Below are 26,621 nucleotides of genomic sequence, written 5' to 3' on the forward strand. Positions count from 1 at the left end.
TAGAACCCAACCGAAATGAACGAAAAAACTGTATCAGAAGCTATCAATTATCGTCGTTCAGTAAGAGTTTATGACTCTGAAAAACCTATTGATAGTGCTATTGTTAAAAAATGTTTAGAACAAGCAAGTTTAGCTCCAACTAGTAGCAACATGCAACTGTGGGAATTTTATCATATTACAAACAAAGAGACGATTAAAAAAATTGCTCCAATGTGTTTTAATCAGAATGCAGCTAGAACAGCACAACAATTGGTCGTTTTTGTAGTTCGAAAAGACTTATGGCGTAAACGGGCTAAAGCTAATTTGGCCTTTATGGATAAGGTGTTTGGTAAAAACAACCCAAAATCTGAATGGAGTAGTAGAGAAAAAGTAGCTCGTAACTATTACGGGAAAGTGATTCCGTTTGCTTACTTCGATTTCTTTGGAATTGTAGGATGGTTAAAATATCTAATGATTTTAATTACTGGGTTGTTCAGGCCTATTTATAGAGAAGTTCGTAATAGTGATATGCGTATTGTTGCGCATAAAACTTGTGGATTAGCTGCTCAAACATTCATGTTATCTATGGCCGCTGAAGGATATGATACTTGTCCAATGGAAGGTTCTGATACCTGGAGAGTAAAACGTTTACTAGGATTGCCTTTTGGAGCTGAAGTAAATATGATTGTTTCGTGTGGTATTAGAAAACCAGAAGGTGTATATGGAGATCGTTTTAGGATTCCTTTTGAAGATATTTACAAAGAAATATAATATTTTTGCGCACAAAAAATTTATAAGCTATGAAAAACATACTTACTTTATTATTATTCATTATTGTCAAAACTTCTTTTTCTCAAGAAAATTTCGAAGGCATTCTTAAGTTTAAAATTTCAATAACAGACAATAATGGAGAAATGTCTGAAGAAGAATCTAAACAGTATATAGGTAATATACAAACCTTTTATTTAAAAGGCAAAAAGTATAAATCTGAAATGAACGGACTCCTCAACATAGTCAGTTATCACGAAGGAAAAGATACTATTTTCACTAAAATGAACGGAGTTAATGCTTTAATGTTTATGAAAACAAACGAAGAAGAAGAAGTGGTAATCTCCCATAAGTTAAAAAAGACCGATAAAACTATTTTAGGATATAAATGTGAACTATTAGAAGTCAAAACTAACCTTGGTTTTCATCAATATTATTTCAATCGGAACTTAAAAGTAGCCCCTAAAAACTACGAGAACCATAAAATGGGATTATGGAATTTTTTTACTAAAATTACAGATGGAGCGCTTTCAATTATTTCTATTTCCGAAACATCCAAAGGAAAAACCTATTTAGAATTGATTAATATTGAAAGAAAAAAATTAGATGATAATATCTTCAAAAAACCAGATAATTTACCAATCATAAAAACACCAGATAATTAACTAGTTTTCTAAAAAAAAATGAAGCAATTAAATTTAATTGCTTCATTTTTTTTTCAAACAGAATATATTTACCTAAGAACTACTTCTTTGGAAGGAATTCTAACCTATTTTCAGATTGCTCAATTTCTTTTTGATTCAATTTCATTTTTACAAATTCTCCTTTTACATATTTTTCTGCTTGGTCTTTATAATATGAGCTAAATACATTTCCAGATTGTCCTGTTGGAAGAATGGCAATGCTATTTTCTACATCTGAAAAATCAACAATTCTACGTGTAGACGGACCAGAATGTATTTTGTAATATCCAGTACTATCAATTTTATAAATCTGATTATTGATTACCTGATCACCTCCAACGGTTTCAAAAGGTCCAACATTAAAAAACTTCCGTAACAATCCACCTGCTTTACCTATGGCATGCTCATATTCAACAGTTGTTACTCTTTTCCAATACCAATTATCAACATTTTCTCCTAATTGTTTTTGTAAAAATCGAATTGCTTCTTGAAAAGATTTGGTTACAATATCTCTTTTGGTTTCTTTATTATCAGTAGTAACATCATCCCACCAAATAGATGTTTCTTTTTTTACTTGACTGGCTACTACTTTTTCTTCAAAAGGGGTATTTACAAACTGATTAAAGGCTTCTCCCATTTCATCTTTAAATGTATTTTTCACAAATTCATACCATAAACGTGTATATATTACTGGAGCAATCTCTTCTTTTCCATAATACCCTTCCCAGTTTCTAAGGATATGCATTGCTTTTTTCTCACTAGCGGTTAGTTGGCTCTTGTCTATACTTTTTAACAAGTTCCTACTAATCTCAGGAACAATTGGTGAAGTCACATCATAAATCATTTCAGACATTTCTTCTTTTGTAAAATTACTTTTAGTATCTAATAAATTTTCAATTCTTCTTGCCCTATCTTCCGGCAAATAATACCCTGGATACAACATCCCTACAATAGAATCAGGTTGATTATTTGCTGAATACACATAATTCCATGATGGATTAATTGCTTGGGGGTTATCTTCAAAAGACAAGTATTCCTGAATCTCATCCTCACCTGAAGCACCATCTAATATGATTTTAGTATTTAAACTATCACGATATTTATACAATTTCGCTGACGCAAACCATGCTATGTTATCTTGCGCATCACCATACATTATATTTAATCCTGGAGCATGTATTTTGGAAGCCGCTTGTTTAAACTCTTCCAATGAATTGGCATGAGACATTTCATAAGAAACATCTAATAATTTATTTTCTAACTTTGTATAAATCCATTGCATCGCTATTGGACGCTCGTCATCTATAAACTCAATTAAACCATTCATAATTGGTCCATGCTTGCTCACTTTTACTTGGTATACTGTATCCTTTTCTCCTTTAACTTTAATCTGTTTATCTAGGAGTTGATATTTTTCAAATCCTGTCGAAGTTTTATATTCTAAAGGGTTATTTGGATTATTTTCTTCATAATAAAAATCAATGTCATCATTCTCAAACATTGTCATACCGTAAGCATAACCTCTGTTATGCCCTAATAATGGAAATGGTGTAAGCGCAAGGTTAAATCCGTACATCTCATAATTTGGCGTTTTTATATGACTTTGATACCAAACAGAAGGCTGAGAGAACCCTATATGTGGGTCGTTTGCAAAAATCACTTTTCCTTCTTTTGTTTTCTCCGGAGCTAAAACCCATGAATTACTTCCTATAAAAGGAGATACTGGAAGCTTTTCCATAACCAAATTAATTGCTTTGGTAAAATCTGCTTTTAACTTAGACGGTTTTGAGTTTTTAATTAATGTTAAATTTTCTGAAGTCGCTCCATTTAATTCATTAAAGTAAGCTTCTCCCAATTTCTCTTTAATTTCTGTTAACATAGGGTCTGTTTTATGAGCAATAGCAAAACTAAAAGCCATATACCCAAAAACATTGTATACATCTTCTATCGTATACTTTTCCTTTTGTACTCCCACCAAGTAAAACTCTAAAGGAGTAGTTCCTTCTTGTATAAATTGATTAATCCCATTTAGATAAGCTTCAGTCAACTGATAAGCTTGAGAATTTTTGTCTAAATTTCGAATAGTTCTAGCTGCAGCTTCTTCAATTCCTAATCCGGAGAAAAACTGATCCACACGCACCAAATCCTTTCCAAAAACTTCTGCTAAACGTCCAGCCGATATACGTCGTATCAATTCCATTTGCCAAAGTCGATCTTGAGCATGCACATAACCTAACGCCGTATAGGCATCTTTTTGATTTTTGGCATTGATATGTGGAACTCCAATTTCATCAAAATGTACAGTTACTTTTTCAGACAAGTTCGCAAGCTCGAGTTTTCCATTATAAGTAGGTTGCATTACTTTTGAAATAATCCATCCAGCTACAGCTAACAAAATTAATACACCCAAAAGTATTTTGATAAGCTTTTTTAATATTCGCATCTGTTCGTTTTTCTTCAAATATAACGGAATTATGTCGTATTTTTGAACTGCTAAATTTTAGACCATGAGAAAAATTCAAATGGTTGACTTACAAAGTCAATACCAACATATAAAAGAAACAGTTGATAACTCAATTCAAGAAGTATTAAACTCTTCTGCATATATAAACGGACCTTATGTTAAAGAGTTCCAAGCTGATTTAGAAAATTACCTTGGAGTAAAACATGTAATTCCTTGTGCTAACGGAACTGATGCTTTGCAAATTGCAATGATGGGCCTTGGTTTGCAACCAGGAGATGAAGTTATTACTGTAGATTTCACTTTTGCAGCAACCGTTGAGGTTATTGGTTTATTAAACTTAACACCTGTATTAGTTGATGTTGAGCCAGATACGTTTAACATGGATATTGAAGCTTTAAAAAAGGCGATTACACCAAGAACAAAAGCAATTGTTCCTGTTCATTTATTTGGACAATGTGCCAACATGGAAGCTGTTTTAGAAGTAGCCAAAGAGCATAATTTATTTGTAATTGAAGATAATGCACAAGCTATTGGTGCTGACTATACCTTCTCTGATGGAACCAAAAAGAAAGCAGGAACTATGGGAAATGTTGGAACCACTTCTTTTTTCCCTTCTAAAAACTTAGGTTGCTATGGTGATGGTGGAGCAATTTTCACCAATGATGATGAATTAGCTCATACCTTAAGAGGAATGGTAAATCACGGAATGTATAAGCGTTATTATCATGATGTAGTAGGTGTAAATTCTCGTTTAGATTCTATTCAGGCCGCTGTGTTAAAAGCAAAATTGCCTTTATTAGATTCATATTGTGAGGCTCGTAGAAAAGCTGCCATGTATTACACTGAAGCTTTTTCTACCAACCCTTACATCGTAACTCCAGCAATAAGTGTTTTTACCACACATGTTTTTCATCAATACACTCTAAAAATCACCAACGGTAAGCGTGATGAATTACACAAACATTTATTAGATAATAATATTCCTAATGCAATATATTATCCTGTTCCTCTTCATAAACAAAAAGCGTATCAAGATGAGCGATATAATGAAGCTGATTTTGAAATTACCAATCAATTAATTGATGAAGTTATTTCATTACCAATGCATACAGAGTTAGACGAGGAGCAATTAACATTTATTACCAGCACTATAAATAACTTTATAAAATAAAAACGAGCTCAGTTTTTACTGAGCTCAGCTATATAAAATGAAAAGAATATTAGTTACCGGAGGTTTAGGTTTTATTGGTTCTCACACTGTTGTTGAGTTACAAAAAGAAGGATTTAATGTTATAATTATTGATGATTTATCTAATTCAAGAATTGAAGTTTTAGAAAAAATCACTGAAATAACAGGAGTTAAACCTGATTTTCACCAATTAGATTTGCGTAATAAACAAGACGTTCATACCTTCTTTAATGAGAATGTTATTGATGGAATTATTCACTTTGCTGCATTTAAAGCTGTAGGAGAGAGTGTAGAAAATCCGTTAGATTATTACGAAAACAACATTGGTAGCCTTGTGTATTTACTACAGGAAATTCGAAATAGAAAACTTGACAATTTTATTTTTAGTTCTTCTTGTACTGTATATGGACAAGCTGATGAATTACCAATTACTGAAAATGCACCGACTAAACCTGCAGAATCTCCATATGGTAATACAAAACAAATTGGTGAAGAAATTATAAAAGAAGCTTGTAGCGCTCACAATATAAACGCTATTGCTTTACGCTATTTTAATCCAATTGGAGCACATGACTCTGTAAAAATCGGAGAACTTCCATTAGGTGTTCCTCAAAACTTAATTCCTTTTGTAACACAAACTGCAGCAGGTATTCGTGAACAACTTTCTGTTTTTGGAGATGATTACCCTACTCCAGATGGTACTGCCATAAGAGATTATATTCATGTAGTTGACTTAGCTAAAGCACATATTGCGGCCTTGCAACGTTTACTTGACAAAAAAAACAAGAACAACTTTGAGTTTTTTAATGTTGGTACTGGAAAAGGAAGCTCTGTTTTAGACATTATTAACTCTTTTGAAAAGGTTACAAATCAAAAACTAAACTATAAAGTTGTTGGTAGAAGAGCTGGAGACATTACTTCTGCCTATGCAGACACTACAATAGCCAATAAAGAACTGAACTGGAAAACAGAAAAAAGCTTAGATGAAGCCTTACTTTCCGCTTGGAAATGGCAAGAGTCTCAATAAGCTGAAAATGAATATTTAACATTTATTTAGCATTTCTAAAATTTACAGTTTTAGTAATTTCATGGTTTGATAAATACATTATAACCATGATTAAAAATATACTATTATCAGCTGTACTACTTGCATTTGTATCCTGTAGTAAATCGATAGAAAAACCTCAAAAAAAAGGTTTAAAAATTGATTATGAAAAAATAACACTAGACAATGGTTTAGATGTTGTTTTTCATGTTGATAAATCTGACCCTGTTGTTGCTGTTGAACTTATGGTTCACGTTGGTTCAGCAAGAGAAATAGAAGGACGTACGGGTTTTGCGCATTTATTTGAACACTTGTTATTTTTAGAATCAGAAAACCTTGGAAAAGGAGGGCTAGATAAAATGAGTGCTAGAATTGGAGGATCGGGAGCCAATGGTTCTACCTCTCGAGATCGTACAAACTACCTACAAACAGTTCCAAATGACGCCTTAGAAAAAATGATTTGGGCTGAAGCCGATAAATTAGGGTGGTTTATCAATACAGTTACTGACCCTGTTTTAGCTAAAGAAAAACAGGTTGTAAAGAATGAAAAAAGACAAAGAGTTGACAACAGTCCTTATGGACATAGACAATATGTAATTGGAAAGCATTTATACCCAAAAGATCATCCTTATAATTGGCAAGTAATTGGTTCATTGGAAGACTTACAAAACGCTACTTTAGATGATGTTAAAAACTTTTTTAAAAAGTGGTACGTTCCAAACAACTCTACCTTAGTATTATCGGGAGACTTTGATATTGATCAAGCAAAAAAATGGGTACACAAATATTTTGACGAAATTCCAAAAGGACAAGAAGTTGCAAAAGTTGAAAAACGTCCTGGAGTAGTTAAAGAAACAGAATTTTTATATTATGAAGATAATTTTGCTCGCTTACCAGAGCTAACATTAACTTGGCCTACCGTTGAACAATATCATAAAGATTCCTATGCCCTTGATATTTTAACTGAATATCTTTCTACCGGCAAAAAGGCTCCTTTAAACAAAGTACTTGTCGATAATTTAAAGTTAACATCAGGAACTTCTATGTTTAATTTCAGTTCTGAAATAGCTGGACAAGTTCAATTAATTGTTAGAGCTTTTAGTAACACTAAATTAGATGAAGTTAAAAAAGGAATTGATGTAGCTTTTGCTGATTTTGAAAAAAACGGTATTCCTCAAAAAGACTTAGATCGTATTAAAGCTGGCTTAGAAACAGATTTTTATCGCGGACTTTCTAGTGTATTAGGAAAAGGAACTCGTTTAGCTTCTTATAATACATATACTGGTAATCCTGGATTTGTTACCGAAGACATTAATAACACCTTAGCAGTAACTACAGCTGATGTTATGAATGTGTATAACAAATACATAAAAGGGAAAAATTTTATTGCTACGAGTTTTGTCCCTAGAAATGAAAAACAACTTGCTTTAGAAAACTCAGTTGAAGCAGAAGTTAAAGAGGAAAAAATAGTCATTGGAGCAGAAGAATCTTTTGACACTTCAGTTACTGCGACATATGAAAAAACGCCTTCAAGTTTTGATCGTTCAATAGAACCACCATACGGTCCTACCCCTTTAGTAAAAGTTCCTGAAGTTTGGGAAAACAATTTAGAAAATGGGTTAAAAATATATGGTATTGAAAACGACGAAGTTCCGTTAGTTCAATTCAATATAGTTATTGATGGTGGACAATTATTAGAAAGCATGGACAAGTTAGGAGTTGCTAACTTAACAGCAGATCTAATGGAAAAAGGAACTAAAAACAAAACTGTTGGTCAATTAGAAGATGAAATAGCGCAATTAGGAGCAAGTATAAACATTTTTGCTGGTAAAGAGAACATTCGTATTAGTGGAACTACTTTAGCTAAAAACTACGACGCTACGCTAGCCTTGGCAAAAGAAATGTTGCTAGAACCTAGGTGGGATACTACAGAATTTGAATTACTGAAGAAAAGAGCCATTACAAACATACGCTCTCAAGAAGCTAGTCCAAGATCAGTTGCCAATAATGCATACAACGAATTGATTTTCGGAAAAGATAATATCAGATCTAAAAACATTCTCGGAACTATTGCTTCTATCAATGCCATCACAATTGACGATTTGAAAAACTACTACGAAAAAAACATTTCACCTTCTGTAACTAAGATGCATGTAGTTGGAGATATTAGTAAAGAAAAAGTAATCAACTCTCTAAACGATTTAACTTCCAAATGGAAAGCTAAAGAAGTTGTTATTCCTGTATATAAAACTCCAGAGGTTCCTGAAAAAGCAACCGTATATTTTTACGATATTCCTAATGCTAAACAATCGCAATTACGATTCGGAGCTCCAGCTTTAGCATTTAACGACCCTGATTATTATCCAGCTACTGTTATGAACTACATTTTAGGTGGTGGTGGTTTTGCTTCTCAGTTAACTCAACAATTAAGAGAAGGAAAAGGATATACCTATGGTATTAGATCTAGTTTTTCTGGTTCTAAAGAAAAAGGAGCTTTTACCATTTCTAGTGGAGTTAGAAGTAATGTAACTTTGGAAGCTTCACAATTGGTAAAGCAAATTTTAGATAATTATGGAAAGAATTACTCTGAAAAAGATTTGGCTACAACAAAAGGATTCTTAATTAAAAGTAATACAAGAGCTTTTGAAACCATGGGAGCTAAATTAAGAATGTTAGAAAACATAAGTACTTACGGATTAGATTCAGATTACGTGAAAAGTCGTGAACAAATTGTAAAAGACATGACCATCACGAGAATCAAAGAATTAACGGAGAAGTATGTGAATCCAAACAAAATGATTTGGTTAGTAGTTGGAGATGCAGAAACCCAACTAAAAAGAATGAAAGATTTAGGTTTTGGAGAACCTGTCATTCTTAACAAACTTCAAGAAAAACTAAAACAATAACAGACAACAAAAAAATGCTCGCCAAAAGCGAGCATTTTTTTTGATATTATTCTAAACAAATTATAAAGCAGCTCCACTAGCTGAAACGCTTCTATCAATTTTTCTCATTAAACCTTGTAATACTTTACCTGGCCCTACTTCAACAAATTCAGTTCCACCATCAGCAATCATAGCTTGTACACATTGCGTCCATTTTACTGGAGCTGTTAATTGTGCTATCAAGTTTTCTTTAATTTCGGTAGGATTTGTTACTGCCTTAGCTGCTACATTTTGATACACTGGACAAGTTGGTTCATTAAATGTAGTTTCTTCAATTGCTTTTGCCAATTCTTCACGAGCTGGTTCCATCATTGGTGAATGAAATGCTCCTCCAACTGGTAATAACAATGCTCTTCTAGCTCCTTTCTCGGTTAAAACTTCACATGCTTTTTCTACAGCCTCAATCTCTCCTGAAATTACTAATTGACCAGGACAGTTATAATTTGCCGCAACAACTACACCATCGATTGATTCACATACCTCTTCAACAATCGCATCTTCTAAACCTAAAACTGCCGCCATTGTAGAAGGTTGCATTTCACAAGCTTTTTGCATTGCCATAGCACGCTTAGAAACCAAAGTTAACCCATCTTCAAAAGATAAAACTCCATTTGCTACTAATGCTGACAACTCTCCTAATGAGTGGCCTGCAACCATTTCTGGCTTAAAATCATCTCCTAATACTTTTGCTAAAATTACGGAGTGTAAGAAAATAGCTGGTTGTGTTACTTTTGTTTGTTTTAACTCTTCTGCAGTTCCTTCAAACATTACATCTGTAATGCTAAAACCTAATATATCGTTTGCTTTTTCAAATAGTTCTTGAGCTAATGGAGAATTTTCATATAAATCTAATCCCATTCCTGTAAACTGTGCCCCTTGACCTGGAAAAATATATGCTTTCATTTTTTTGTTGTTTGTTTAACGCTGCAAACATACAATTTTTAAAATTACTATCTTCGTTTTATGACGTCACAACAGAAATCGCAGGCACAACTGATTTACCTAATTTTAGCAGCACTTTTCATTGCTTCTTTAGTTACTTCCAATCTTATTTTTCAGAAGTTTTTTTACTGGTATCCTTTTAATATAGAAGTACTAAATGTGAAGCTATTTGAAATTTCAGTAGGTTTACTACCTTATCCTATCACTTTTTTAATTACAGATGTATTATCTGAAATTTATGGTAGAAAAAAGGCCAATCAAGTAGTTATTGCGGGAATTTTCGCGTCACTATTTTCATTAGGAATTATTTATGTTGGAAAATATGCACCAGCAACTGAATGGTCTCCTGTTAACGACAATACTTTTAACCTTGTATTTGGAGCAACTCCCTTAGCTGTTTTAGCTTCAATGATGGCTTATTTATTCGCTCAGTTTATAGATATTAGAATTTATCATTTCTGGAAAAACTTTACAAAAGGAAAACATTTATGGCTTCGTAATAACTTTTCTACTTTTGCTTCACAGTTTATAGATACATTAACCGTATTGTTACTATTGTGCTCCTTTGAAATTATTTCTTGGGATAAATTTGGAGGTCTTTTAATAAGTGGTGTAATCTTTAAAATTTTTATTGCTGCTATTGATACGCCAGTACTATATGTTTTAGTTTATGCCTTTAGAAGAAAATTCAATTTAAAAGCAGGTGAAGAAATTCATAATTTTGATTCTTAAAAAAAATGTTAGGTAGATTTTTTTACAATTTTTACAAAGATACTTTGTCTATCCCAGATGAAATAGCCATCTATTTAAATGTGTTTAGCAACTTCATTTTTATAGCGGTTTTAGGGTTTATTATATTTAAAACCTTACGACATTTTGGAAGCCGATTAATTCATAAAATAGCGAGTAAAACCAAAACTCAATTTGATGATATTCTTATAAAAAACTTAGTTTTTCTCAATATTTCTAGAATCATTGTACTCGTTTTAATTTATACTTTCTTACATGATATTTTAATAGATTTTCCGTGGATATATAAATATGCTAAGATTCTTTGTTCTCTTTTAATTGTATTCATGAGCATTTGGTTTATTAGAAGTATACTACTTAGCATCAAAGATTTTTTAAGAACTTTTACATCATTTAAAGACAAACCTTTAGAAAGCTATACCCAAATTTTTATGGTATTGCTTTGGATGATTGGGTTACTTATTTCTTTCTCAATTATTACCGATAAATCATTAGTTAGATTTTTTACCGCTCTTGGAGCTTTTTCTGCTGTACTATTGTTAATCTTTAAAGACACCATTTTAGGTTTTGTTGCGAGTATTCAAATTTCTGTAAATGATACTGTTCGCTTAAATGATTGGATAACGATGTCTAAGTACGGTGCTGATGGAAACGTTACTGAAATAAATTTAACTTCGGTAATAGTAAAAAACTTTGATAATACTGTAACCAGTATCCCTACCTATTCTCTAATTTCAGATTCCTTTAAAAACTGGAGAGCCATGAGCGCTTCTGGAGGTAGGAGAATGAAACGTGCTATTTTTATAAAAATTAATAGTATCCATTTTTTGAATGATGAAGAAATCAACAATCTAAAAAAGATCTCGCTTATTACTGAATACATCATAGAAAGAGATATTGAAATTGATAAATACAACCAAGCTAACAACATAGATAAAACACTATTAATTAATGGTCGTAACCTAACCAATTTTGGTGTTTTTAGAATTTATATTGACGAGTATTTAAAAACTCACCCAAAAATTAATAAAGAGCTCTTATTTATGACGCGTCAATTAGAGCCCACTATTCATGGCATCCCTTTGGAGGTATACGCTTTTAGCAGTGAAAAAGAATGGAGTATATATGAAAGAATTATGGCAGATATTTTTGATCATATCTTAGCAAGTGTTCCTTTCTTTAACTTAGAAGTTTTTGAAGCTCCTTCTGGTAAGGATTTTTTAACCCTTAAAAAGAACCATATTGAATAAAAATGCGACATCATTATGGCAAATTGCCATTCAGAAATTTAAACAAAGTAAAACTGGTTTAGCTAGTTTTTGGTTCATAATTTTCTGTGGATTCATTGCTGTTTTTTGTTATGTATTAGCTCCAGACAATAGTAATTCTGCCAATCAAATGCATTTAGAAATTCATTCTAAAGCACCCGGTTTTTCTGTTCAAATGTTATCTATTCCCAATGAAAATCCTATTCAACAATCTTGGTTTTCAATTTTTATAAACGGTAAACAAAATACAACTACCGAAATACCTATCAAGTCGTTCAATACTAAAAATAACACCTTAGAAATCATAAAATATTCAGATGGCTTACCTAAAGAGTTTCCAATTGCTTATGCTGAACATATTGAATTAAAAACTTTTTGGTTTGGAACCGATAAATACGGACGGGATTTACTCAGTCGTTTATTAATAGGTGCCAGAATTTCATTTTTCATAGGCTTTATTGCCGTTTTTATTTCACTAATCATTGGAATTCCTATCGGAGCTATTGCAGGTTATTTTGAAGGTAAAATTGACAATGTAATCATGTGGTTCATAAACATTACTTGGTCAATACCAACTTTGTTACTTGTTATTGCTATTACCTTAGCCTTAGGCAAAGGATTTTGGCAAGTTTTTATCGCTGTAGGACTTACTATGTGGGTTGAAGTAGCTCGTGTTGTTCGTGGGCAAGTAATTACCACCAAACAACAACAATATGTTGAGGCAGCCAAAGCTTTAGGGTTTTCCGATTTTAGAATTATTTTCAAACATATACTCCCAAATATTTGGGCTCCTATCATTGTAATTTCAGCCGCTAATTTTGCTGCGGCAATTTTAATTGAAAGTGGTCTAAGCTTTCTAGGTATCGGAGCACAACCACCAACACCCTCTTGGGGAGCTATGATTAAAAACCACTATAACTATATCATTTTAGGCAAACCCTTTTTAGCACTAATCCCTGGATTGGCCATTATGAGTTTGGTTATGGCTTTTATGCTATTAGGTAATACTCTAAGAGATACTTTAGATGTTAAGGCCTAATTTGTACTTTTGTCGAAAAATATTTTATGAGTTTTACTGTTAAATTTACTACAAGATGGGCAGATTTCGATGCCAATATACATATGCGTCACACTGCTTATAACGATTATGCTGCTGAAGTTCGTTTACGTTTCTTTAAAGAGCACAACATTACAATTCAAGATTTCACAAAAGAAAAAACAGGACCTATTTTATTTGAAGAAAACACAAAGTTTTTACGTGAAATACATATGGGAACAGATATCTCTGTAAATTTAAAAGTTATTGGATTATCTAGTAAAGGTGAACGTTGGAAAATACAACATGAAGTTTTTAATGAAGAAGGAAAATTATCTGCTATCATCACAGTTTATGGAGCTTGGTTAGACTTAGTAAAACGTAAACTAACGGTTCCTCCAACAAAATTCCAAACGATTTTTGACAAGGTTGAAAAAACCGAAGATTTTAAAGAAATTATTCTCAAAAGCTAATGAGTAACTCAAGGAAAATAAAAGCTATTGTAACACTACTTGTATTGATTATTGGTTATTGGCTTCAACAAAGAGAAGAAAGGACTAATCATGTACAATCGACTGAAGAGAGTTCCACAAATAGTACTCCAAAAGTGTTTAACTATTTGCCTACCTCAACCACTGGAGCAATAATTAAACATAAAGGATATCAGTTATCCTATAATGAACAATACGAACAAGCGGAGTGGGTTGCTTATTCCTTACACAAAAACGATATTGTATATATCAATCATAAACGTCCATTTTTTGTAGTAGATCCAAAAGTGAAAACAAAATCTGCAGATTGGAGAAATTTTAAAAACTCTGGTTATGATAAAGGTCACTTGTGTCCTGCTGGTGACAAAAGGTATTCTAAAAAGGCTCACGACGAAACATTCTACACCTCTAATGTTTCTCCTCAAAATCACCAATTTAACGCAGGAATTTGGAACAAACTAGAGCAAAAGACTCGATACTGGGCTAAGAAATACAATCATTTGTATGTAGTTACTGGTGGTATTCTCGAAAAGAATTTAAGAACCATTGGTAAAGATCGTGTTGCTGTTCCTAAGTATTTTTATAAGGTTTTATTGGATTATACAGAACCCGAAATAAAAGCAATTGCCTTTTTAATGCCTCACAGAGAAAGTAATAAACCGTTATATGAGTTCGTTGTTTCTATTGATGAACTAGAACAAAAAACAGGAATTGATTTTTTCCCTAGTTTACCAGACAATATTGAAAACCAATTGGAGGCTAATACAAGTTATAAAAATTGGAGCTTTAGATAGCAACAATTATTAACTAACGATAACATACCACATAAACTCAAAACTTCTCTTCCAGCACAGTAAGATTCTTGAAAAATAAAGAAATAAAAGAGGTAAACTCATGTCAAACTCTAAAAAGGGTGGCACTGGCATTTAAAAGAGGAAACTGATAGCTGCTACTCTACCAATCATAAAAACACCAGTGTTCACCTGCGTATTTAACAAACGATTAAACTTTTCTTTGAAAGAATTACAAAAAGCAATTTTCCCTTTTCTAGCATAACTAATTTCAAATAATTATACATATTAAAACCTGTATAAATACTTTTTCTTTAAATAAAATTATTGCAAATTTTTCATAGTTATTACCTTTTTTACAATTCTAAAAAAGATTCTGTCTTCACTTTGGTTAGTTAAATTTCACAGGTATAAAAGTCTATACTTTAATTGAAAAAACATCATCAAGAACTACTACTTAACTACATCATACTATTTTTTTTATAGATTTTTCTACTGCTTTACGATTATAAAGCCTTTGGAAAACTATTTTTTCTAACAAACGATACTTGCTCATATTTTTTGGGTTAATTTTCTCATTTTATAAGAAATTGGCTTCATGTTAATCAATAAAAAAGGAACATCAAAATTAACAATCCAACTCTCTCCTGTACTGTCTTGTTAATTTATCAGTTCCTTGTCCACCGCTCTCCACCCAACTTAATATTAGTCATTCTTTACCTTTCATTCTTCAACCTATTTATTCATTTCTTAATAGTTAATAGAATACTACAAATTTTCATTAAGGATTAAAAAAGCTAACTACTACCCTATCTTAAATTAATCAATATGTCCTATCTATAGTTTTCAAAATTGAAGCCGAAAAGCCAAGAACTTGCTTTAACAAATATGGGACTTAACAGAATAAAACAAAGATTTACTCCTACTATAAAACTACATCTAACCCTCTTTTTATATAATACAATCTACAGCTTCTAACAATTTTAAAAAAGCACCTCAAAATCTAATGTCATATTCCTAAAGTTGTTAATTCAGTTTTTTTCAACACCCAACAAATATTTCACACTGAGTAACTTAATATTTACTAATATATTTATGATATCAAATACCAGAAAAAAGGACCAAGAGATAAATCTCTTGGTCCGATAATCATGAGTTTCAAAAAACTCAAAAGGAGCAACTAAAAAAACAAGAATTTTACTTTTTATGAGATACTAATGAGATACTCTTTTAAGTTTATACTTTCGTCTAATCCCATTTTCTTTTTTATTCTATATCTAGATGATTGTACTGATCGTGGATCTATATGTAAAATATTAGCTATTTCCTTTGTTTGCATATGTAATTTTATAAAGATGCAGTGCCTTAATTCAACATCTGTTAATGAAGGGTGCAATTCTGTTAATTTGTCTACGTAACCAGAATGTACTACATTAAAATGCTTTTTTAAATTTTCCCAATCTTCCGTAGAATCGATATTATAACTAATAACATTTATAACTTTATTCACTTCTCTTTTCAAGGTTGCAAGACCACTCTCTTTCAAACTTTCTTCTAAATCTTTCTTGATATTTTTTAAAAGTTGTTTATTATTTAAAGCATTTAAGGAAATGTTTATCATCTCTGCTCCTTTTATTTGATTTTGCCCCTTTAACGAAAGGTTCACACTTATTAATTCAGAGTTTTTTACTCTATAAATCTTCCAAACTTGTATCAATCCCAAAACAGTTACAAAAAATAAAACTAGCGCCACAGTTAGGTAAACCTTATAACTACTGTTTTTTTGTTTTAGCAATTCTTTTTCAAAAATTATTTTTTCGTAATCTTGTTGGTATTGAATGTCTTTTAATTTTATACTTAAGTTCAAATTTTTTATTGTTCTTTCTTTTGCCAAAAAACGAAACATTTCAACATCATTACTCCCAACAAACTCTAAATCAAAAAACAAATCCATAGAAATTCTTTGTCCTTGATGTACAGAAACACTAACAATATTACTTCCAGCATTTAAATCTTCAGGTGATAAAAAGACCGTATGCAAAAATTCTTCCTCCTCTTCAGATACAATTACTCTTGAAGCTTTAGTATCATGTGTTATTTTACCTAAAGGCATATCTTTTCTACAAATTTCTCTTCCATTAAGATATAAAACCATACCGTCATCTTTTTCTATTTGTATCCTATATAACACATATTTATAAGGATCATCAATAGTAAAACTTTTGGTAAAATAGGTTGTAGTTATTTTATTTTTAGGATCATCCCCATAGCTTATATTTGTTACAATTTGTTTATTTCCATAACCAAAACTAGCGCTACCTATATTCCAAGATGAAGTAATTCTACTAGAGTTTTCCCAACCACTTTCTGGAGGTTCTTTTCTATCATAATATTTCCATTCATCTCCAAACTTTATAATTTTGGTCTGTGCAAATTGTCTTGCACTAACTAAACTCAAAAAAAGGATTAAGACTGTTTTAAATTCAAAATTACTCGAAATCATTCATCAAAATTTAAAGGTAAAACTGTCATGGATAGATTTTTATGATAAAATTTTGTTCTAAAACCTTATCACATTTAAGACAATAATTAATTATTAAATATATTAAAATTACTAAAGCTAAGCCTCTTAACTCTTCCTTACAAAACTCTAATTATATTTACAAAAAGAAGATAACAATAACTACTATTAAACTACATCATAGGATAATTTTATATAGATAAAACTACTATATACAACTATATTGAATGGCTACTCTTTCTTTTTTACCTTATGTTTTACTTCAACCTATGTTAACACTATTCATGAGTTAAATACCTAATTAAGGGGATTTTCTTCTACTAAAAATCTCTTTTAATTTGTATAAAACCATTAGTAAATATGTTTAAAGTAAAAATTATAATCACGTTACTAACCTTTCTAATCCATTACGCCACATACGGTCAAAATTGTTGTTGTGAAAACCAAAACGTTGAACTCCTAGGAGATTATATATACCTTCTAAATAACTCAAACAACGGAAACCATAACTTCTATTACAGTATTACCGCAAATACTTTACCTTCTGCTAATGGTACCTATAAAGCAAATACAAAATGGCTACTTTCAATATGGGTAAAACTAGCAGAACTTGATAAAGTATATCAAATAAACTGGAATGCAACAGTTAGCTTTAATAGAACATCAGATCAAGAGATAAATATTCCTTTTACAACAGGGCATTATGGTCAATATTATATAAATCGAAAAGGAATTTTAAGAATTTATCAGAAGCAATTTATTAGTCAAACAAAACCAATCATTACTAATTTTAGAATTAGGTATAAGGGTACTATTCCTACACAAAAAGAATATAAACCTGAAAATGAAACAACCGATTTTATGTATAAAGAAAAATACGAATAGGTTACTTCACCACAACTAAAAACATCTCAAATAATGAAAAAATTTACTTTAACTCTCAGTATACTTCTTGCATCATTAAGTACACTTTACGCCCAAGTCCCAAAAGTTAAGCATTGGGATAAAAAGATTCGAGCATACGCAAATAATCCTGGATGGAATTACATTACCTCCTTAAACAAAGGTGAAAAACTAACTATTAAAATTAATAATGGTGCTTTTTTTGAAGAAGGAAGATGGAAGTCTGGTTCTGAAAGTTTTTATGCTATCGGGACACCACATACTGATTATAGACATCCATACCCAAATAAAAACGCCATGGCAATCCTTTTTAAAGTAGGTAATAAAGATGGTAGAACTGAAATTCAAAAGCTATGTTGTCAATTTAAACGTACGGCTCCTGATAGTTGGAAATATGCTCCATATAGTATTACCCTAGAAGGATATAAAAAAGACACACCAATTTATTGGATAATTGACGATTGGCAAAAAGGAGGATTAGGAGATAACTCTGGTTATATAACATTGTATTTGACCTTTGAATAATCTTACAAATTATAAACAATGAAACTTAAGCTTATAAGATTAAAGTACTTGACTGTTAACTATATCTATAAATTCATTCCTTTTTGCTTCCTCCACAAAACAACCTCCATATTCAATGGTGGTAGTAAAACTACTTTTATCTTTAATACCTCTAGAAGAAACACATAGATGCTTTGCACATATCATTACGATAACATCCTCTGTTCCTAGCGTTTCTTGTAAATCTTTAAGAATTTGTAAAGATAGCCTCTCTTGTACTTGAGGTCTATGAGAATAATAGTCTACCAATCTATTGATTTTTGAAAGCCCTACCACTTTATCTTTTGGTAAATAAGCAATATGTGCATGACCAGTTATCGGCAAAAAGTGATGTTCACAAGCAGAATCTATAGTTATATTTTGTTCTACTAACATTTTCTTGTAACCATACTTATTATCAAAAGTTGATAGTTTCGGTTTATTCTTAGGGTCTAAACCATAAAAAAGCTCTTTTACGTACATTTTTGCAAAGCGATAAGGTGTCCCAGACAAACTATCATCTGATAAATCTAGGCCTAATTCTTCCATTATCTTTCCAAAATAATGTTGGATGTTTTTTATTTTTTCCTCATCAGTTTTGTCAAACGCATCTGCACGTAATGGAGTATCAACACTTGTAGGGATATGATTATCTCCTATATTCTCTATATATTCTTTACTCATGTTTAATACAGCATTTATCTGTTTTACATTGACAATAATTCAAATTATATATATGCAACACTACTAATAACATTGTTGGTATATATATTGCATATTCTGGTAATGAAATCCAATGGAATCTTTCATTAAAAACAACCATACTAAGTAGCATCCAACACACCCAAAACATAGGTTTAATAATTGAGCTTGTGGTTGTTTGTGTTGAACGATAAATTGCAAAAAATGAAATTACTAAGAACACATAATCAATACTTTTCCACCATAATGGTGTAGATTTACAGCCTCCCAAAGAACAACTATGAACAATAAAAAGTATTGGAGTAGCAATACAATGTAACATACATAGTGTACTAGCAAATGCTCCAAAAACATCAGGTTTTCTTAAAGATAGGTTCATTTTAAACTTTAATTAATGCAACTTAGTTGCAAATATAGATATTCTATTTGTTATTGCAACTTCGTTATAATAAATTTGTAACATGGGAATTATTAGAAAAACACAGTCTGTTGAAACATTACTCAATGAATTTCAAAAAACTTCTGACGCAATTTCAGCTGTTGAACTTATAGATCGACTTACCTCAAAAATGAACAAAACCACTATCTATCGAGCTTTAGAAAGACTCGAAGACGATGGTATATTACATTCTTTTTTAGGAACAAATGGTATAAAATGGTACGCAAAATGTAAGAGTTGCTCTAAAAAAGAACACACCGATAAACATCCACACTTTCAATGTATAAGTTGTGGAAAGGTAGATTGCCTACCTTTCCATGTAAATATTCCTGAGATTCCAAATAGAGAGGTTTATTTTTCTCAAATATTAATTCAGGGTAAATGTGAGACTTGTTCCTCTTAAATTATATTACCCCAATAATTTATTGGCAGACCGATCCTTTAGACTTTTACCAATACCAATAAAGAATAAGACTCCACTTATTAAAACAAGTACCCAGATACTAAGCCAAACTTGATTCTCTATTCTATTTTTGTAACTAAACTCAGGTAGTTCATTATAGTTTTTAATACCAAACTTTTGTTGTTTAAATAACATTGGCACTAAATAATCTCTCCATTTATTTGAAAACTCAAATACTTGTTTTTTATAATCGTTGTAATGCTTTTCTGAAGTACCCGCCATTTTATTTAATGATTGTTGCATTAATATAGCTGGTGATAAAAATTCAAATGCACTAATTAATTCTTGTTGCTTTTTAAGTTGACTTTCATACGCTTCAATTAGAGGTTTAGTTTTTTCCTCCATAACTTTTTCAGAAGCAAAATAATTATGCCAGAAACCAAACTTCTCTTTATCACTTCCATTTGCTAACTCTGGATGGTTTCTTAAATATTCACTCATTATTTTATTCTGTTTTTCCTCATTTTCCTTTTTAATTAATCGAATTTCATTGATCATTTTTAATCTCGAAGGCGTAGGATATAGTGTACTTCCAATTTGATTAATTGTTGCTGGTAATATCAGGACTATAAGCAACCAAAACCCTATTAATGCCAAGGCATTCTTGGAAGAATCATTCAATTTAATGTTTACAATACAGGAAAGTACAAACCAGAATAGTATATAACCAGAAACAACTAAACATAAGCCAAGTAAGGTTCCTATATCATTAAATGCGTTTACTGAAAATATCGTTAGTACTACTAAAAATATAGCTAATATGATTATTGTGAAAATTACATATCGAATAAGCATCTTCTGTAGTACCCAATGCATGGTAGAAACCGGCTGGGCAGATAATAATCGTAATGTTCCTAGTTCCTTTTCTTTTGATAAAACATTAAATGTAAAGGCAATAATCAATAAAGGTAATATATAAATGATTACAAAGGCTAAGTCAAAATTCCCAAACAATAATTGAACTGGATTTACCATTTCAGCATAATCCAATGCAAAATTATTTCCATAAACTGTTGGACTTTTAAAATGTGTATACATGTCACTTTGACCAGTAGCTAAAAAAGCAAAGTTTTCTGGAGTCATAACAGCTAAGCGAGGATGTCGATACCCAATGGTCATTGGTTCAGAAGGCAATCGCCAATGAGGCCCATCTACTTTTTCTCCTTTTTCAAGTTTTTCTAAAGTAGCAATCATTGTACTATCTTTTTCTTGCAATTCGTTTTGCATTTTGGTAATATCATCTAATCTTTTCTCAACATTCTTTGCTCCATTAAAGGTTGCAAATGAAAATAAAAGTAGTACACTTATAAATAGTATTGTTAGCCAATGACTCCTCGTAAGTAGTTTTATTTCGTATTTTAAATTATTGGTAAACATGATTTATATTTTTTTTGAAGAAGCTATTAAAACAATAAATGGAAGTACTAACCAAAGCCCTAAAAACGCTAAACTTCCTTTACTATGACCCAAAATTTTTGTTAATGTTGGCGGAGTGAAACTGAACTTTGGTAACTCTTTAAATCTCTTACCATCCATTTTATACCCCCAATCTCCAAGTTTAGAATTGTCTTTTATATCGTTATTTAAAAACGCCTGCTTTTTAATTCGATATTCTTCTGCTGCTCTAGTGAATTTCCAGTGCAAGTTATCGCTAGTATTTGCTATATCCATTGATAAAAATCTCACTGTAATAAAAGGTGATAAAAAAGCCACACTTTTGTAAGTTTCATTTTGTTGATTCGCAATCTCATTTAAAACTGCATAATGTTTTTCATAAATTTTAGCCTCATGTTCTTCTCCCTTTTGCATTCGATATCCAGCGTAGTTAAATGGTAATTGACTAATGCTATCTACCCCATATTCTTTTAAAGTTTCTTCTTCTAATTTTTTAGCCGCTTTATTCCAAGGGTTATGACCATCAAGTCCATTTTTTTTATCTTTTGCTATACGCGCATCAAATTCTGACTTAGAAGGGTATGGGTGATTTCCATTTGCTAAATTGGTTGCTACTTTAGGTGAAATAAAACTAAAAACAATCCAAATAACTAAACTACTCACCAATGACATTCCAGATGATTTACTCCACATAGAAATTAATATTGTGAGTGTGGTTATAATCAAATAGTATAAGGTATACACTATAAAAAGCGTAAACAAACTACTCCAACTAAAAAATGCTAAATTCTCTATGCTTGATAAGATTGTTCCAATAGCTAAAAATATGATTAGTGTTAAAATAAAAATTGGGGCAAACGTTGCCATCCACTTACCTAGCACCAACTTTATAGGGTGTACACCTTGGCTTTTTAACAATCGAAATGTTTGATGTTCAAATTCTTTGGTATAAGAATTATAACCAATTAAAATGATAATTAGTGGAAACAGATAAATCAATACAAAGTTGATAGATAATGTTCCGAAACGTGCTAAACTAGTTTGGTCACTTGCTTCACTAAATGAAGCTTCATTTCGACTATGCGCTTCTAAAAAAATAGAGTTTCCGGTATATTTTGTTACTCCATAATCAAACAAAGACAATGCAAATTGAGGTTTAAAAGCATAGGTTCCATAATGTGCTGCTGAATGTGGGTTTTTGGCTCCTTGTGATTCCCAAATAGAACGTTCTTTGGCTACCGAACTTATATATTGTTCACTATTCTTTTCGTACTGATTAACTCCTGTAATCGTAGCTACAAGTAATAGTATTAAAGATATCCCAATGACTATTTTAAAACGTCCATCTCTTATTAATTCTTTTAATTCTTTATAAAATATATGCCTCATCTTGACTTACATTTTTAAAGTTCATAATATCTAAGTAAATCGACTCTAACTCCATTAACGAAACCTCTGAAGTATTTAAATAGTTTTCCAAAACTCCCGATCGCATAATTCCAATATGAGTGCTTACTTCTTTAGCCCTAAACAAATCATGTGTTGCCATTAAAATAGCTACACCATCATTCTTCATTTTAGTTAACAATTCCATAAACTCATTACTTGATTTTGGATCTAATCCAGAAGTAGGTTCGTCTAGTAACAATACTTTTGATTCTTTAGCTATAGCTAATGCAATTCCAACTTTTTGACGCATTCCTTTCGAAAAAGTCTTTACTCTTTGTTTATGAGCTTCTTGCTGTAGTCCTGCTTCACTTAAATATAAAATTAGCTCCGAAGCATCAAAATTTTTACCTGACAACTTCGTAAAGTAATCCAAGTTTTCAATGGCAGTTAATGTTGGGTATAACATCAAGTTTTCAGGAATATAGGTTAGAAAACTCTTGGTTTTAATCGGATTTCTCTCCACATCTAATCCGTTAATTTCTGCAGTTCCCGAATTTGGATTTGTAAAATTCAACAACATATTAATTGTGGTTGATTTCCCTGCACCATTAGCGCCTAAAAGACATAATACTTCCCCTTCTTTTACCTTAAATGATAAATTTTTTACGGCTATAAAATCACCATATTTCTTGGTAATATTTTGTATAGTTATCATAACTATATGATTTAATAAATTAATAAATAGTAGTATGCACGTACACCCATCAAAAACCTATTGTTCTGATGGCTATTCGTAAAAAAACATTTTGGATTGTAATTAAATCATAGGCGGAGGCCTACTAAAGAGAGCATTATTCACATAACTTTTTTCAAAAGTGTATGCATACCCATTTGGAAGTTGCTGATTAAAAGCATGTTGTTTCAATTGCTCAAAATCACATACCTCATCAACTAAAAAATATGTGTTATGTCCATTTTCTACATATTCACAAAGGTCGCAATCTTCATAACTCTCATAATCGTTGTGTGCGTATGTATGTAAATCTACAAACTTAACTCCGATAAAGAGAATCAGATAAAAAAGTGCTATATGTTTCTTAAAACCTTTCAATGAGAAAATATATGCAACAATATTACTAAAAATATCTATTTGTAATTCCTAAGAGGGTCTTAATATTTCTGTGAGGGCCTCGTATTATTAAAAATCACCATATATATGCTACCTACCTTCTTTTTAGAGTTCTTGCTATTCAACAGCTATTTGAGAGTTCTAAAATTAAAATTACCTATTACTAGGTATAACCTTACACTTGAATATTTGAGACTTTTAAAACATCAAATTCAACAAGAGTTAATTCTTGAAAACAACTAACATGAAACTCCAAAAACAACCAAAACTATGGAACAAACAAAGGATTACGACAAAACAGATGATTTTAAAAACAACACTGGTTGCGGTTACAATTTAAACGATCAACAAAGATTTGAATTAATCAAGGAAGGCTTTTTATTGGAAGATGCCAATCATCAAGGTTTTAATTTTTTCTCAAAATTAAACTATGTATATAACGACAATATCTATGTAGAACATTATAACAAAGAAATCTGGCGAATTGTTTACCTAGGACAACCTGCAATTATTAAACATTATCAAGGACAACAATATACCTGCGGAGCTGCTTACGGATATCCTTTAAAAAAAGGAGGTGGTTACTTAAAACATGTAAAACTGGGAAGCATAAAGTTTCTTAACAACTATACTCCTTAAAACAGTATGCCTTATGAAAAAAATAATCATTTTAATATTCCTGTTATTCTCCTTTCACACCTCTTTTTCTCAAACTATTAAGTTAGATGGAATTAGTTTTGGTTCGGGAGCTGTTATTGAATCCAAAGAAAACTTTCTAGATGGTGGATATCTTGAACTTGGTTACTCAAAAATAAGAATGCAAAAACCTAGTATCTTTTACAGTACAGGAAATGAATTTTCAGGAAAAATCCGTTTTCAGAACTCTAAATCGGGCAATTCACTTGGAGTTGTTGTAGGCTATAAATATCATTTTTTAGGATCTCTACTTTCTGTAGGAACAGATCTTGAGTATCTTAAATCACTTAGCTCAAAAGGTGGGGATTTTAATGTAAACCCTAATTTTCAAATAAACATGTTTACACCTCAACTATCGGTGGTATGTGCTTACTCCATTAATCTAAGTTCTAACGGAAATTTAGATACACCTGGAAGAATTTTATTAGGACTCCGTTATGTACACTCTTTTAAAAGAGAAAATTCTCTTAAAAATTTCCAAAGCAGATAATAGAAAATTAAACCATACTCGAATGGTTTTCTATATCAGAAAAAAACACCATTCATAATATCCTAAATTGAGTATAACCAAACCTAAAAATTATGATTAATCTAAAACCCATACATCAAGAAGTTCTTAGTTTTAATGGACATGATCATGTCTCTGCAATTATAAATTTTGACTGGCTATTAGATTCTATTTCCGAAGAACTAAAACTTATTGAATCACAATATAAACGGACTTTAATTCCAACCAATTTCGATGAAATTTCCATTCGATTTATTTTTAATCATTCAGCAATAAAGATAACTGCTTTAACAGGAGACACCAATTTCACGCTAACAGGATTCAATTTTCAATTAGAACTAGTCGATAAAACTCAAAAAGTTTATGGATCCATTTTTGTTCAATGTAATACCCAAGTAAAAGGGGATATAACTATAGTGTATAGTAACAATGGTGCAACCGATACATCTTATTCATTTTCACCAATAGAAAACGATGAAATAGAAATTACTTTAGGAGAATTTGATGAAAGTGTTATTCTTGATAATTTTGACACCTTAAGTGATTTTCAAACATCAGTTAAAGCCATCTCTTTATTTCTTGATTACAACGAATATTTAGATGATCTCTTTAACGCTATCCCAACTCCAAATGTATTTGGAAGCTTAGCATCATATAATTTAAAACCACCTTATAACATTGAATTTAAAAATGTAGTTATAAATGGTATAAATAGACCCTTTTTATTTGTAAAAGGCGCTCCTTATAAAAACAGCACAGAATTTTGCGATTGTGGTGAACCTGGTGGAATAATCACTGAAGATGAAATCATCGAATATAATGGTGAAGAGGGGTACGGCTCTAGAGTTGAAAGAACAAGAGTTACAAGAGATGCAGGACAAGTTAAAGATCAAATTTCAGGAAAATTTGTTGCTGGTTTTCTCTTTCCTTTTCATGATGAAACGACGAATGAATATAAAACTTTTATGAAAGATTTTACCTCTGAAACGTCTTTAGTCACTACCATAAAAGATTCCGGCAAAAAAAGCGGTGTTAATTGGTCTTACCAAATCACTGCAAGCGTTCCTATACAAAATATTCAAACTCAAATAGATTACGATGCTACCAACAAAGAGTATTCTATTATGGTTGATATGCCACACAGTGTTGATGGAACAATTCACTTAAGAAAAAAGATAGGTTGTGGTGTTTCTATTCGAGATAGAATTGATATTTCAAATGGAGCCATAAATCCTTATAAAATTAAACTTAAAGTCAAATTTGTGCTAACCTCAAAAGGAAGTCAGATAATTCTAATTCCTGAGACCAAAGCACAGCTAAGGTTTAGATTAAGACCAAGAGGAATATTCGCTTTTTTAGTATCCTTTTTTGGAAGAGTTATCAATCGAAAGTTAGTAGAAAAGGAAATTGTAGAAAAAACCAATAATCAATTAATAAGCTTTATTAAAACTTTTGTTATTCCTACAATTCCAAAAGAAAAGTTAAATGTTGGCTCTACTATCGTAGACAAAACATTATTCATTGCTTTAGGAGAAAGTTATGAACCTCAAAACGATGGTGAACAGCACCTATAATGTATAAG

At 31.2% G+C, this 26,621-nt stretch carries 25 protein-coding genes; 16 read left to right on the forward strand and 9 right to left on the reverse strand.

Translation table 11 applies throughout. The features are described 5' to 3' along the window. Positions 1 to 15 precede the first annotated feature (15 nt). On the forward strand, positions 16 to 750 hold the full coding sequence (locus ABNT22_RS16605; RefSeq protein ID WP_348714030.1) for a nitroreductase family protein: 735 nt from the start codon (positions 16 to 18) through the stop codon (positions 748 to 750). A 29-nt stretch (positions 751 to 779) separates the two neighbouring features. After that, a complete protein-coding gene (locus ABNT22_RS16610; protein ID WP_348714028.1) occupies positions 780 to 1,412 on the forward strand; it encodes a hypothetical protein in 633 nt (210 codons plus the stop codon). A gap of 79 nt (positions 1,413 to 1,491) precedes the next feature. On the opposite strand, the gene ABNT22_RS16615 is transcribed toward ABNT22_RS16610, so the two are convergent. Beyond that, a complete protein-coding gene (locus tag ABNT22_RS16615) occupies positions 1,492 to 3,873 on the reverse strand; it encodes a penicillin acylase family protein (RefSeq protein WP_348714026.1) in 2,382 nt (793 codons plus the stop codon). Between the two features lie 64 nt (positions 3,874 to 3,937). On the opposite strand from ABNT22_RS16615, the gene ABNT22_RS16620 reads away from it, so the two are divergent. The 3 genes from ABNT22_RS16620 (at position 3,938) to ABNT22_RS16630 (ending at position 9,034) form a co-directional block, all read left to right on the forward strand. Continuing rightward, on the forward strand, positions 3,938 to 5,065 hold the full coding sequence (locus tag ABNT22_RS16620) for a DegT/DnrJ/EryC1/StrS family aminotransferase (RefSeq protein ID WP_348714024.1): 1,128 nt from the start codon (positions 3,938 to 3,940) through the stop codon (positions 5,063 to 5,065). A gap of 37 nt (positions 5,066 to 5,102) precedes the next feature. Then, positions 5,103 to 6,110 carry a UDP-glucose 4-epimerase GalE gene (gene galE / locus ABNT22_RS16625; RefSeq protein WP_348714022.1) on the forward strand — a complete coding sequence of 336 codons (1,008 nt, stop codon included), beginning with the start codon at positions 5,103 to 5,105 and terminating at the stop codon, positions 6,108 to 6,110. Positions 6,111 to 6,196: 86 nt separating this feature from the next. After that, positions 6,197 to 9,034 (forward strand): pitrilysin family protein, encoded by a 2,838-nt coding sequence (locus ABNT22_RS16630; RefSeq protein ID WP_348714020.1) that lies wholly within the window; start codon positions 6,197 to 6,199, stop codon positions 9,032 to 9,034. 60 nt (positions 9,035 to 9,094) lie between these two features. Here the strand turns inward: ABNT22_RS16630 and fabD are convergent, their stop codons facing one another. Continuing rightward, a complete protein-coding gene (gene fabD, locus ABNT22_RS16635) occupies positions 9,095 to 9,976 on the reverse strand; it encodes an ACP S-malonyltransferase (protein WP_348714018.1) in 882 nt (293 codons plus the stop codon). 60 nt (positions 9,977 to 10,036) lie between these two features. On the opposite strand from fabD, the gene ABNT22_RS16640 reads away from it, so the two are divergent. Genes ABNT22_RS16640 through ABNT22_RS16660 form a run of 5 tightly spaced genes read left to right on the forward strand, consistent with a single transcriptional unit; the run spans position 10,037 to position 14,354 of the window. After that, on the forward strand, positions 10,037 to 10,747 hold the full coding sequence (locus ABNT22_RS16640) for a queuosine precursor transporter (RefSeq protein ID WP_348714016.1): 711 nt from the start codon (positions 10,037 to 10,039) through the stop codon (positions 10,745 to 10,747). Positions 10,748 to 10,752: 5 nt separating this feature from the next. Beyond that, the gene (locus ABNT22_RS16645) at positions 10,753 to 12,015 is read left to right on the forward strand and encodes a mechanosensitive ion channel family protein (RefSeq protein WP_348714014.1); all 1,263 of its coding nucleotides are present in this window, start codon (positions 10,753 to 10,755) and stop codon (positions 12,013 to 12,015) included. Next, positions 12,008 to 13,072, forward strand: a complete 1,065-nt coding sequence (locus tag ABNT22_RS16650; protein ID WP_348714012.1) for an ABC transporter permease — start codon at positions 12,008 to 12,010, stop codon at positions 13,070 to 13,072. The genes ABNT22_RS16645 and ABNT22_RS16650 overlap by 8 nt, the downstream gene beginning before the upstream one ends. A gap of 26 nt (positions 13,073 to 13,098) precedes the next feature. Beyond that, a complete protein-coding gene (locus tag ABNT22_RS16655; RefSeq protein ID WP_348714010.1) occupies positions 13,099 to 13,542 on the forward strand; it encodes an acyl-CoA thioesterase in 444 nt (147 codons plus the stop codon). Further along, positions 13,542 to 14,354, forward strand: a complete 813-nt coding sequence (locus tag ABNT22_RS16660; protein WP_348714007.1) for a DNA/RNA non-specific endonuclease — start codon at positions 13,542 to 13,544, stop codon at positions 14,352 to 14,354. The genes ABNT22_RS16655 and ABNT22_RS16660 overlap by 1 nt, the downstream gene beginning before the upstream one ends. Positions 14,355 to 15,555: 1,201 nt before the next feature. Here ABNT22_RS16660 and ABNT22_RS16665 read toward each other — a convergent pair. Next, complete coding sequence (locus tag ABNT22_RS16665) at positions 15,556 to 16,809, reverse strand: hypothetical protein (protein ID WP_348714005.1); 1,254 nt, start codon at positions 16,807 to 16,809, stop codon at positions 15,556 to 15,558. A 423-nt stretch (positions 16,810 to 17,232) separates the two neighbouring features. On the opposite strand from ABNT22_RS16665, the gene ABNT22_RS16670 reads away from it, so the two are divergent. Together ABNT22_RS16670 and ABNT22_RS16675 are read left to right on the forward strand one after the other, a co-directional pair. Beyond that, positions 17,233 to 17,757 (forward strand): hypothetical protein, encoded by a 525-nt coding sequence (locus tag ABNT22_RS16670; protein WP_348714003.1) that lies wholly within the window; start codon positions 17,233 to 17,235, stop codon positions 17,755 to 17,757. A 33-nt stretch (positions 17,758 to 17,790) separates the two neighbouring features. After that, positions 17,791 to 18,300: a hypothetical protein gene (locus tag ABNT22_RS16675; RefSeq protein WP_348714001.1), complete on the forward strand. Its 510-nt coding sequence runs from the start codon at positions 17,791 to 17,793 to the stop codon at positions 18,298 to 18,300. 39 nt (positions 18,301 to 18,339) lie between these two features. Here the strand turns inward: ABNT22_RS16675 and folE are convergent, their stop codons facing one another. Beyond that, entirely contained in the window at positions 18,340 to 19,002 is a 663-nt protein-coding gene (gene folE / locus ABNT22_RS16680; protein ID WP_348713999.1) for a GTP cyclohydrolase I FolE, read from the reverse strand. Then, positions 18,995 to 19,399, reverse strand: a complete 405-nt coding sequence (locus ABNT22_RS16685; protein ID WP_348713997.1) for a MerC domain-containing protein — start codon at positions 19,397 to 19,399, stop codon at positions 18,995 to 18,997. The genes folE and ABNT22_RS16685 overlap by 8 nt, the downstream gene beginning before the upstream one ends. Before the next feature lie 82 nt (positions 19,400 to 19,481). Between ABNT22_RS16685 and ABNT22_RS16690 the strand changes: the two genes are divergently transcribed. Beyond that, on the forward strand, positions 19,482 to 19,862 hold the full coding sequence (locus ABNT22_RS16690; RefSeq protein ID WP_348713995.1) for a Fur family transcriptional regulator: 381 nt from the start codon (positions 19,482 to 19,484) through the stop codon (positions 19,860 to 19,862). 6 nt (positions 19,863 to 19,868) lie between these two features. Here ABNT22_RS16690 and ABNT22_RS16695 read toward each other — a convergent pair whose 3' ends face one another. The 4 genes from ABNT22_RS16695 to ABNT22_RS16710 all read right to left on the reverse strand — a co-directional run bounded on the left by ABNT22_RS16695 (position 19,869) and on the right by ABNT22_RS16710 (position 23,817). Further along, the gene (locus ABNT22_RS16695) at positions 19,869 to 21,299 is read right to left on the reverse strand and encodes a DUF3526 domain-containing protein (protein WP_348713993.1); all 1,431 of its coding nucleotides are present in this window, start codon (positions 21,297 to 21,299) and stop codon (positions 19,869 to 19,871) included. A 3-nt stretch (positions 21,300 to 21,302) separates the two neighbouring features. Further along, a complete protein-coding gene (locus ABNT22_RS16700) occupies positions 21,303 to 22,706 on the reverse strand; it encodes an ABC transporter permease (RefSeq protein WP_348713991.1) in 1,404 nt (467 codons plus the stop codon). Further along, the gene (locus ABNT22_RS16705; RefSeq protein WP_348713989.1) at positions 22,687 to 23,421 is read right to left on the reverse strand and encodes an ABC transporter ATP-binding protein; all 735 of its coding nucleotides are present in this window, start codon (positions 23,419 to 23,421) and stop codon (positions 22,687 to 22,689) included. The genes ABNT22_RS16700 and ABNT22_RS16705 overlap by 20 nt, the downstream gene beginning before the upstream one ends. A gap of 102 nt (positions 23,422 to 23,523) precedes the next feature. Then, positions 23,524 to 23,817, reverse strand: a complete 294-nt coding sequence (locus tag ABNT22_RS16710) for a hypothetical protein (RefSeq protein WP_348713987.1) — start codon at positions 23,815 to 23,817, stop codon at positions 23,524 to 23,526. Between the two features lie 288 nt (positions 23,818 to 24,105). Here ABNT22_RS16710 and ABNT22_RS16715 point away from each other — a divergent pair, with 288 nt between their 5' ends. The 3 genes from ABNT22_RS16715 to ABNT22_RS16725 all read left to right on the forward strand — a co-directional run bounded on the left by ABNT22_RS16715 (position 24,106) and on the right by ABNT22_RS16725 (position 26,613). Then, positions 24,106 to 24,474, forward strand: a complete 369-nt coding sequence (locus tag ABNT22_RS16715) for a hypothetical protein (protein ID WP_348713985.1) — start codon at positions 24,106 to 24,108, stop codon at positions 24,472 to 24,474. Positions 24,475 to 24,487: 13 nt separating this feature from the next. Then, on the forward strand, positions 24,488 to 25,021 hold the full coding sequence (locus ABNT22_RS16720; protein ID WP_348713983.1) for a hypothetical protein: 534 nt from the start codon (positions 24,488 to 24,490) through the stop codon (positions 25,019 to 25,021). A 92-nt stretch (positions 25,022 to 25,113) separates the two neighbouring features. After that, entirely contained in the window at positions 25,114 to 26,613 is a 1,500-nt protein-coding gene (locus ABNT22_RS16725) for a hypothetical protein (RefSeq protein WP_348713981.1), read from the forward strand. Positions 26,614 to 26,621: the final 8 nt, after the last annotated feature.

The sequence above is a fragment of the Tenacibaculum sp. 190130A14a genome (genome assembly GCF_964048965.1).
Lineage (GTDB): Bacteria > Bacteroidota > Bacteroidia > Flavobacteriales > Flavobacteriaceae > Polaribacter > Polaribacter polynesiense.

Coding starts and splice junctions, on each gene's coding strand:
- ABNT22_RS16690 (WP_348713995.1), top strand. CDS start 19,482: ATGGGAATTATTAGAAAAACACAGTCTGTTGAAACATTACTCAATGAA.
- ABNT22_RS16620 (WP_348714024.1), top strand. CDS start 3,938: ATGAGAAAAATTCAAATGGTTGACTTACAAAGTCAATACCAACATATA.
- ABNT22_RS16615 (WP_348714026.1), bottom strand. CDS start 3,873: ATGCGAATATTAAAAAAGCTTATCAAAATACTTTTGGGTGTATTAATT.
- ABNT22_RS16610 (WP_348714028.1), top strand. CDS start 780: ATGAAAAACATACTTACTTTATTATTATTCATTATTGTCAAAACTTCT.
- ABNT22_RS16630 (WP_348714020.1), top strand. CDS start 6,197: ATGATTAAAAATATACTATTATCAGCTGTACTACTTGCATTTGTATCC.
- ABNT22_RS16640 (WP_348714016.1), top strand. CDS start 10,037: ATGACGTCACAACAGAAATCGCAGGCACAACTGATTTACCTAATTTTA.
- ABNT22_RS16670 (WP_348714003.1), top strand. CDS start 17,233: ATGTTTAAAGTAAAAATTATAATCACGTTACTAACCTTTCTAATCCAT.
- galE (WP_348714022.1), top strand. CDS start 5,103: ATGAAAAGAATATTAGTTACCGGAGGTTTAGGTTTTATTGGTTCTCAC.
- ABNT22_RS16660 (WP_348714007.1), top strand. CDS start 13,542: ATGAGTAACTCAAGGAAAATAAAAGCTATTGTAACACTACTTGTATTG.
- ABNT22_RS16695 (WP_348713993.1), bottom strand. CDS start 21,299: ATGTTTACCAATAATTTAAAATACGAAATAAAACTACTTACGAGGAGT.
- ABNT22_RS16605 (WP_348714030.1), top strand. CDS start 16: ATGAACGAAAAAACTGTATCAGAAGCTATCAATTATCGTCGTTCAGTA.
- ABNT22_RS16645 (WP_348714014.1), top strand. CDS start 10,753: ATGTTAGGTAGATTTTTTTACAATTTTTACAAAGATACTTTGTCTATC.
- folE (WP_348713999.1), bottom strand. CDS start 19,002: ATGAGTAAAGAATATATAGAGAATATAGGAGATAATCATATCCCTACA.
- fabD (WP_348714018.1), bottom strand. CDS start 9,976: ATGAAAGCATATATTTTTCCAGGTCAAGGGGCACAGTTTACAGGAATG.
- ABNT22_RS16675 (WP_348714001.1), top strand. CDS start 17,791: ATGAAAAAATTTACTTTAACTCTCAGTATACTTCTTGCATCATTAAGT.
- ABNT22_RS16705 (WP_348713989.1), bottom strand. CDS start 23,421: ATGATAACTATACAAAATATTACCAAGAAATATGGTGATTTTATAGCC.
- ABNT22_RS16685 (WP_348713997.1), bottom strand. CDS start 19,399: ATGAACCTATCTTTAAGAAAACCTGATGTTTTTGGAGCATTTGCTAGT.
- ABNT22_RS16725 (WP_348713981.1), top strand. CDS start 25,114: ATGATTAATCTAAAACCCATACATCAAGAAGTTCTTAGTTTTAATGGA.
- ABNT22_RS16655 (WP_348714010.1), top strand. CDS start 13,099: ATGAGTTTTACTGTTAAATTTACTACAAGATGGGCAGATTTCGATGCC.
- ABNT22_RS16700 (WP_348713991.1), bottom strand. CDS start 22,706: ATGAGGCATATATTTTATAAAGAATTAAAAGAATTAATAAGAGATGGA.
- ABNT22_RS16720 (WP_348713983.1), top strand. CDS start 24,488: ATGAAAAAAATAATCATTTTAATATTCCTGTTATTCTCCTTTCACACC.
- ABNT22_RS16715 (WP_348713985.1), top strand. CDS start 24,106: ATGGAACAAACAAAGGATTACGACAAAACAGATGATTTTAAAAACAAC.